The organism is Nocardioides sp. NPDC057772, from assembly GCF_042798075.1.
Taxonomy (GTDB): Bacteria; Actinomycetota; Actinomycetes; order Propionibacteriales; family Nocardioidaceae; genus Nocardioides.
Genome location: NZ_JBHVKN010000238.1, coordinates 1 through 7,529 on the forward strand (window position 1 = coordinate 1; position 7,529 = coordinate 7,529).

Here is a 7,529-nt window from a genome sequence, read left to right on the forward strand (position 1 = left end):
GTGTGGAAGCCCTCGCCGGTCTTGCGGCCGAGCTTGCCCTCCTGGACCTTCTGGGCGAGAAGGGCGGCGGGCTCGAAGCCAGGCTCGCCGAACTCGCTGTGCAGCTCGGACTGGATGGCCAGGGAGACGTCGTTGCCGACGACGTCGAGGAGCTCGAAGGGGCCCATCGGGAACCCGGCGGTCTCCTTGATCGCGGCGTCGATCTCGTCCATCGCGACGCCGGACTCGTGCAGCTTGACGGCGTCGTTGAGGTAGGGGAACAGCAGCGCGTTGACGATGAAGCCGGAGCGGTCGCCGCAGGAGACCGGCACCTTCTTGACCGCCGTGGACAGCGCGCGCACGGTCTCGTCGACCTCGGCCGAGGTGAGGTCGGTGGTGACCACCTCGACGAGCTTCATGACCGGCGCCGGGTTGAAGAAGTGCATCCCGATGACGTCGCCGGGGCGCGCGGTGACCTTGGCGAGCTCGGTGATCGGCATCGAGCTGGTGGTCGTGGCCAGGATGGCCCCGGGCTTGGCGATCCGGTCGAGATCCTTGAAGAGCTCGGTCTTCACCTCGAGGTCCTCGGCGATGCCCTCGACGATCAGGTCGGCCTCGGCGAGGTCCTCGCGCGAGGTGCTACCGGTCAGGCGAGCGAGGACGGCGGCCTTGGTCGCCTCGTCCGAGCGGCCCTTGGCGATGGCCTTGTCGAGCGACTTGGTGATCCCGGCGACGACCCCGTCGAGCTTCTCCTGGGAGCGACCGACGAAGACGACGTCGTAGCCGGCCTGGGCGAAGACCTGGACGATGCCCGAGGCCATCGTGCCGGTGCCGACCACGCCGATCTTCTCGATCGTGTGACGCAGCTCCGGAGCGCGTACGTGCTCCCCGGCTGCGCCGGTGAACGATCCGGACTCGTCGGAGACCTGGGTGAGCAGGTCGGCCGGCTTGTGCAGGTTATCGCCGGTCTCCTCGAAGCGGGTGAGCAGCGCGTCGCGTACGGCGGAGGCACCGATCTGGTCGACCGTGGCCAGCGGTCCCTGGGGGTAGCCGCAGCCGAAGCGCATGGCATTGTCGATGTCGGTGGCGGTGGCGTAGCCCGACTCGAGCATGCGAATCGCGTGGTTGAGGTAGGGCAGTACGAGCACGTCGTGGATGGAACCCTGGGTCGAAACCGTCATGCGACGGAAGACTGCCAAATTTATTACCCATGAGTAACCCCTGGCGGCGTGACGCTGCTCACACAAGGCCATGCGATACGTTCTCCCGGTGAGACTCGTCGTTGCCACCTGCCAGGTCGACTACGCGGGGCGGCTCACCGCCCACCTCCCGATGGCCACCAGGGTGTTGATGCTCAAGGCCGACGGATCGGTGCTGGTCCACTCCGACGGGGGCTCCTACAAGCCCCTCAACTGGATGTCGCCGCCCTGCACCCTCTCGGAGGGCAAGTCCGACGACGGCCGCCTCGAGTGGACCGTGACCTCCAAGACGGATGACACCCTCAGGATCCTGATCGAAGAGATCCACCACGAGTCCTCCCACGACCTCGGCGTCGACCCCGGCCTGCAGAAGGACGGTGTCGAGAAGCACCTCCAGGAGCTTCTCGCCGACCACCCGGCGACCCTGGGCGAAGGCCTGACCCTCGTACGCCGCGAGTACCCGACCGCGATCGGCCCCGTCGACCTGATGTGCCGCGACGCCGACGGGAAGTCGGTCGCCGTCGAGATCAAGCGGCGCGGCGAGATCGACGGTGTCGAGCAGCTGACCCGCTATCTCGAGCTGCTCAACCGCGACCCGCTGCTCGCGCCGGTGCGGGGCATCTTCGCCGCTCAGGCCATCAAACCGCAGGCCCGCGTGCTCGCCGAAGACCGCGGGATCACCTGTGTGATCGTCGACTACGACGCGCTCCGCGGCCTCGACGACCCGACCGAGAGACTCTTCTGACCAACAGTTGGTGCACGGTCGGGCAAGTTCACGTCGGCGAAACACCATTCCATACGTTTCGCATGGAACTGCGTGACAAGATTCACGCCATGTCCATGAACCACTCGGGGCATGGCGTTGGGGGCCGCCTGTCCGTGAGCGACGTCGAGGCGATCATGATCGATCTCCTGACGATGCAGCAGATGCACACGGCTGAGTTCCACGCGATCAAGGGCCGGATGGAGCGCACCGACGCGGCTATCGACAGCGTCAACGCACGCCTGGACAGTGTGGAGCGCCGGTTGGACGACCTGCTGATCTCGATGAGTCAGCTGCTCAACTGGATCAACCCCCGCTGACCCGCCGACTCGGCGCTCAGGAGTTGACGGTGATCGGCTCGCCGCCGGAGACGAGGCGCCAGTCGACCGAGGCGAAGGCGGCCGGGTCGACGACCTGGTTGGCGGTGACCCAGTCGATGAGCAGCTGCCGGATCTCGACCTGCTGGTTGTAGACCACGGTGGCGTCGGTGACGTGCGGGAAGCCGCCGCCACCGGACTGGCGGTAGTTGTTGACCGCGAGCACGAACTCCTGCGCATCCGTGACCGCGACGCCGTCGTAGGCGAGGCCGGTGATCCGCGAGCCGACCGGGACCGAGATGTCGATGTCGTAGGTCAGGGCCGCGTCGAGCCCTGCGATCGTGTCGAAGTTGTAGTCGGGGGTGCCGTTGGGCGCCGTGTCGGTCGGGGCGTTGGTCACCTGGTCGATCGGGAACGGACCGGTGCCGCTGACCTGCTTGAAGTAGCGGGCGGTGAACTCGAGGTAGTCCTTGAGCTGGGCGCCGGTGATGCGCACCGCCATCAGGGTGTTGTCGTAGATGTAGAGGCCGGCGACGTCGCGTACGGTCACCTCACCGGCCGGGAAGGCCGCGGCCCGGCTGAACGGGGCGGCGATCGAGATGACCGGCAGCTCCGCGTCGGCGCCGGTCAGTGCCGCCTTGACCGCGTCGGCCTGGACGAAGTTGACGAAGTCGATGATCGGTACGTCCTCGACCACTGCCCGCCCCGCGCGCATCTCCACCGCGGAGGTGCCGACGACGGAGTTGACGTAGGAGACGACGACGTCGTGCTGCTCCTGGACGGCCGCGGAGACCTCCGGGTCGGCGTCGACGGTGTTGGAGTTGAGCGTCTGCGAGGTCGCCGACTCCAGGACCCAGCGGGGCCGGCCGTGGCGCTTCTCGCGGCGTACGACCAGGTCCATCACCGAGACACGCATGCCCCAGTAGAGCGGCTCGGTCAGCAGCACCTGCTTGCCGGTCTCGGTGTTGGTGACGTAGCGCTGGGTGATCTCCCGGTGGGCGTGACCGACGAGGATCGCATCGATGTCCGGCACCTGCTCGGCAACCAGGGTGGAGGCGTTCTCCGGCGGCAGCTCGTCGCCGTAGGAGCTCGAGGTGTCCGCGCCGGAGTGGGCACTGACGATGACCAGGTCGCAGCCGGCCTTCTTGAGCTCGGGAACGAAGATCTTGGCCTGCTCGACCAGGCCGGGGAACTCCATCCGCCCCTCGACGTTGGCTTTGTCCCAGATCGCGATGCCGGGGTTGGTCAGCCCGAGCACGCCGACCCGGAGGCGGCGGCCGCGACCGAGGTCGTAGTCCTTGATGATGTAGGGCGGGAAGACCGGCAGCTTGGTCGACGGGTCGACCGCGTTGGCGCCGAGCATCGGGAAGTTCACCTGCTCCTCGAACTTCCGGATCGTGTCGATGCCGTAGTTGAACTCGTGGTTGCCGAGCGCCGCGGCGTCGTAGCCGACCAGGTTCATGGCCCGCGCCATCGGGTGGACCGCGCCCTCGGTGATCGGGTCGATCCGGGCGTAGTAGTAGGCCAGCGGGGTGCCCTGGATGGTGTCGCCGGCGTCGATCGTGAGGATCGGCTCGCCACGACGCTCCTCGCGGACCGCGTCGATGAGCGTCTTGACCTTGGCGACGCCGATCTCGTTGCCGGCGCTGTTCGAGAACTCGGCGTTCTTGTAGTAGTCCCAGTTGAAGACGTTGCCGTGCAGGTCGGTGGTGCCGAGCACGGTCAGCCGGACGGTGTCAGACTTGCCCGCGCTGGTCACACCGTGGGCCGGGGTGGCGGTGTAGCCGGCAGCGCTCAGCGCCGCAGCGCCCGTGACAGCGCCGGACAGGACAGAGCGACGGGTGGCGTGAGGCATCGGTAACGTCCTTGCACGAGTAGGTAATCAACTGCAAAGCAATTCCTACCACCTCGGGCGCAACCGGCGGCACCTTTCCGTCAAGCAGCCAAGTGCTTCTTCTTGACCGGCTTGCCGTCGAGGGTCACCAGACGGCGCTTCTTGACCGTCATCCCCTCGGGCAGGGTGCCTTCCTTGAGCATGCGGATCGGACACCGTTTGCACCGCGACTTCGACACGCAGCACTCCGTCTTGGGAGGCTTCCTCTTCTTGCCCACGCTCGAAGGGTAACAGCAGAGTTAGGCGAGCCTTACTTCGTCGGCACGGCCACGATGAAGTCACCGTCGGCCCGCTCGCCGGCCGCATCGGAGGTGCGGTTGAGCAGGGTCCCACCGCTCGCCATGGCGGTCGAGCCACCGCCGTCGAGGTTCATCGCGTCCTCCGCGCCCAGGCTCTTCATCAGCTCGGCCTCCTCCTCGAGCGTGAGACCCTCGGAGACACCGGGCTGGCGACCGTCTACGGTCACGAGCAGGAGCCGCCCGCGACGATCGATGCCCGCCATCGTGCGCGGTTGCCGGATCTCGGCCCACGCGTAGTTGAAGGACAGGTCGGCGGGGTCGATGACGCCCTCAGCGGCGGCGTCGATGTCGGTGCGCCCGTCGGTGACGAGGTTGGGCGCGGCGCTCACGATCGAGGTGCCCGGCGTCAGTGGTACGCGGCGGCCGTCGGCGTCGCGTACGGACTCCGCCACGGGCAGCGGCCTCCCCACCCGTGCCTGAGCCGCGAGCCACTCGCCGGCCGCGCCGATGCCCTGGAGCACGCTGCCGCCGCCGGGCACCGTGCCACCTCGCGGGCCGACGGCGACCACCACGTCGTCGGCGTCGAGCACGACCTGCGTGCCCTCGCCGGTCGGCAGCTCCGCACCGAGGCGCGGCGTGAAGAGCACGAGCTCCGAGCCGATCCGGCAGGTCACGTCCTGGCGGGGCTCCGCGGTGGGCACGGCGCCCGGACGGCCGCAGTTGCGGATCACGCCGGGCTTGCGGTTGATCCCGTTGACGGCGCGTACGGATCCGCCGCTGCGCACGTCGACCTTCGCCGTCAGACGCGTGATCCTCGCAGGCCCGTCGCCGAGGACGATCCCGGTCCTCGAGCCGGCGTCGATCGCCTCGAGGCGCCCGTCGTACGCCGCGATGCCCGCCGGGGCGCCCTGGTAGCCGTCCGCGTCCGCGGTGACGAAGAACCCGCCGTTGACCGCCACGGTCGCGCCCAGCTCGCCGCTCACAGCCGACAGCTTCTGGCGCTGCGCGACCACGCCGTGGTGGGTGCCGTAGACCTCGCCCTCGAAGGCACGCTGGTCGATGACCGCGACGTGGATCTGCTCGGCGTCGGCCGGGGTGTCGACGTCGTAGCCCGTCCACGAGGCGACCGCGGTGGCAAAGCCCTGCGCCTGGAGCGCGGTCACCGCCGCCCCCGCCTCGGCCTGGGACGCGTACTCACCCGTCCGCACCCGCACGCCTTGCAGCCCGCTGGGGGTGTCGGAGTAGTCCGGCCACGGGATGTCGTCGAGCCGTGGCTCGTGGCCGGCCGCGCGGAGCCGGTCGGCGGTCTCCTCCGCCCACGCCCGCGGTCCCACGCCGGCAGCGGCGGGACGGCCGGTGATCGAGCTGGTCACCGGGTGCTGGACGGTCACGGTCCAGAAGGGCTCGCTGTCGGGGTCGTCGAGCACCCCGGTACGCAGCGTCACCCCGTCGGCGAGCGACGTCGAGGTCCACCGGATCTGATCGGTCCAGGCGTCGGCGAACGCGTCGGCGAACGCGTCGGCGGGCGCCTCGGCGCGGGCGGCTCCCGGCACGACGGCGACAACGGCTGCCAGCGCGACACCGCTGGCGAGAAGGCGAGCAGGCTTCGGCATGGGCGCGAGGCTAGGAGCACCCGCTGAACCACCGTTGAACGCCGTACGTCAACGCCGCGTCGGTTGCCCGGAGACGAGTGCCGCCACCTCGGTGGCGCAGCCCCAGCTCAGGGTCACCCCGGCGCCGCCGTGGCCGTAGCAGTGCACGATCCGGCCCTCGCGCTCCAGCCGGACCGAGGGGCGGGCGGGGCGGAGGCCGACCTTGTGGGCCCTGACCTCGACATCGGCGATCTCCGGCACGGCAGCCGTGGCGTCGGCCAGGATCCGCTCAGCCGTACGCGGATCCGGTTCCTCGTCCCACACGTGCGGCACCGACGTACCTCCGACCACGGTGTCGCCGCCGCGGGGGAAGACGTAGGAGGGCGCCTCGCCCTCGGCTTCCAGCCACTCCTTGGTGGCTCCCGGCGCGAGGACGACGATCTGTCCCTGGACCGGGTAGAGGCTGGTGTCACCGACCAGCTCCCGTGCGCCGAGGCCGGTCGCGTTCACCACGACGTCGGCCTCCAGGCTGCCCAGGTCGTCGACGGTCCCGGTCGAGACGGTCCCGCCGGCCTCGACGACCTTCCGCTCGAGCCAGGGCAGGTAGACCGGCATCTCGGCGATCGGGGCGGTGAACTCGGCGCGGTCGTCGCTGACGGCCAGGTCGGTGAGCGGCGCGGCCCACCACAGGTCGTCCTCGGGGTTGTGCTGGGTGCCGTGCACCATGCGTACCCCTGCCTCCGGCTCCTCCTGGGCCAGCCGGGCGAGCTCGAGGAAGGTCTCGGCCGCCCACGCCATCACTCGCTCACGCGGCTCGGCCAGATACGGGAACCAGAACCCGCCGGCCACCGCCGACGTCGTCCTGGTCGTCCGCTCCCGGCCGATCACGCTCACCTCGTGACCGGCCTCCAGCAACCGCACCGCGCACGAGAGCCCGATGACTCCTGCTCCGACCACCGTCACCCGCATGGGCGGCAGGCTACTAGGCCGGTCACTCGGCAAGGCGGCGCGCCAGCACCGGGACCACGATGACCGCGGCGACGACGTGCAGGAGCATCAGGACCACCGCGCTGGCGGCGTCGAAGCCGAAGGTCACGTCGGGGACGAGCGAGGCGAGGGTCAGCACGACGGTGGTGACCACGAACGTACGTCGCGGGTGGCGGGCGACGCGGGCCATCACAGCCGCCATCGCGACCCCGATGAGCGAGAAGAAAGCGGTCAGCTGGGCGAAGCCGAGGACCGGGATCGTCCCCGAGGCGGTCTCGAAGCTGACCCCGGCCGCCGACGCGGCCACGGAGAGGACGGTGACGACCGCGCTCGCGGCAACGGTGGCGCCGAGGCCATGGAGCCAGACAGACTTGCGGGCGGTGAAACCGGCGGAGCGGGCGGAGCGGGTCTGCTGGGCAGTGGTGATCGTGGACATCTCGTTCTCCCGTGAGGTGGTGGGAGGCGCCGTCCGCCTCCCTCTGCCTCTTTCACGTACGGGAGCGCCGCGGATCGACACGTCCCCCGAAGTTTTTAGGGATACGTGTCGAAGGCGCGGTTC

At 69.5% G+C, this 7,529-nt stretch carries 8 protein-coding genes; 2 read left to right on the plus strand and 6 right to left on the minus strand.

Features of this window, described 5'->3' with window-relative positions; translation table 11 throughout:
* On the minus strand, positions 1-1,160 hold a 1,160-nt coding region (locus tag ACFVJS_RS24790; RefSeq protein ID WP_378886006.1), incomplete at its 3' end, for a 3-hydroxyacyl-CoA dehydrogenase NAD-binding domain-containing protein.
* Between the two features lie 88 nt (positions 1,161-1,248).
* Here ACFVJS_RS24790 and nucS point away from each other — a divergent pair.
* Both nucS and ACFVJS_RS24800 read left to right on the plus strand, forming a co-directional pair.
* A complete protein-coding gene (gene nucS / locus ACFVJS_RS24795; RefSeq protein WP_378886007.1) occupies positions 1,249-1,923 on the plus strand; it encodes an endonuclease NucS in 675 nt (224 codons plus the stop codon).
* Between the two features lie 62 nt (positions 1,924-1,985).
* On the plus strand, positions 1,986-2,261 hold the full coding sequence (locus ACFVJS_RS24800; protein ID WP_378886009.1) for a hypothetical protein: 276 nt from the start codon (positions 1,986-1,988) through the stop codon (positions 2,259-2,261).
* A gap of 16 nt (positions 2,262-2,277) precedes the next feature.
* Here ACFVJS_RS24800 and ACFVJS_RS24805 read toward each other — a convergent pair whose 3' ends face one another.
* The 5 genes from ACFVJS_RS24805 to ACFVJS_RS24825 all read right to left on the minus strand — a co-directional run bounded on the left by ACFVJS_RS24805 (position 2,278) and on the right by ACFVJS_RS24825 (position 7,406).
* Positions 2,278-4,113: a bifunctional metallophosphatase/5'-nucleotidase gene (locus ACFVJS_RS24805; RefSeq protein ID WP_378886011.1), complete on the minus strand. Its 1,836-nt coding sequence runs from the start codon at positions 4,111-4,113 to the stop codon at positions 2,278-2,280.
* Positions 4,114-4,193: 80 nt separating this feature from the next.
* Complete coding sequence (locus ACFVJS_RS24810) at positions 4,194-4,370, minus strand: hypothetical protein (RefSeq protein WP_008362162.1); 177 nt, start codon at positions 4,368-4,370, stop codon at positions 4,194-4,196.
* A gap of 32 nt (positions 4,371-4,402) precedes the next feature.
* The gene (locus tag ACFVJS_RS24815; RefSeq protein ID WP_378886013.1) at positions 4,403-6,004 is read right to left on the minus strand and encodes a phosphodiester glycosidase family protein; all 1,602 of its coding nucleotides are present in this window, start codon (positions 6,002-6,004) and stop codon (positions 4,403-4,405) included.
* Between the two features lie 48 nt (positions 6,005-6,052).
* Positions 6,053-6,952, minus strand: coding sequence for an NAD(P)/FAD-dependent oxidoreductase (locus ACFVJS_RS24820; protein WP_378886015.1), 900 nt, complete (start codon positions 6,950-6,952; stop codon positions 6,053-6,055).
* A gap of 22 nt (positions 6,953-6,974) precedes the next feature.
* A complete protein-coding gene (locus ACFVJS_RS24825) occupies positions 6,975-7,406 on the minus strand; it encodes a DUF6069 family protein (protein WP_378886017.1) in 432 nt (143 codons plus the stop codon).
* Positions 7,407-7,529: the final 123 nt, after the last annotated feature.

Bases quoted from the DNA above. Each gene is read 5' to 3' on its own strand.
- ACFVJS_RS24800 (WP_378886009.1), top strand. From the start codon at position 1,986: ATGGAACTGCGTGACAAGATTCACGCCATGTCCATGAACCACTCGGGG.
- ACFVJS_RS24805 (WP_378886011.1), bottom strand. From the start codon at position 4,113: ATGCCTCACGCCACCCGTCGCTCTGTCCTGTCCGGCGCTGTCACGGGC.
- ACFVJS_RS24815 (WP_378886013.1), bottom strand. From the start codon at position 6,004: ATGCCGAAGCCTGCTCGCCTTCTCGCCAGCGGTGTCGCGCTGGCAGCC.
- ACFVJS_RS24820 (WP_378886015.1), bottom strand. From the start codon at position 6,952: ATGCGGGTGACGGTGGTCGGAGCAGGAGTCATCGGGCTCTCGTGCGCG.
- ACFVJS_RS24825 (WP_378886017.1), bottom strand. From the start codon at position 7,406: ATGTCCACGATCACCACTGCCCAGCAGACCCGCTCCGCCCGCTCCGCC.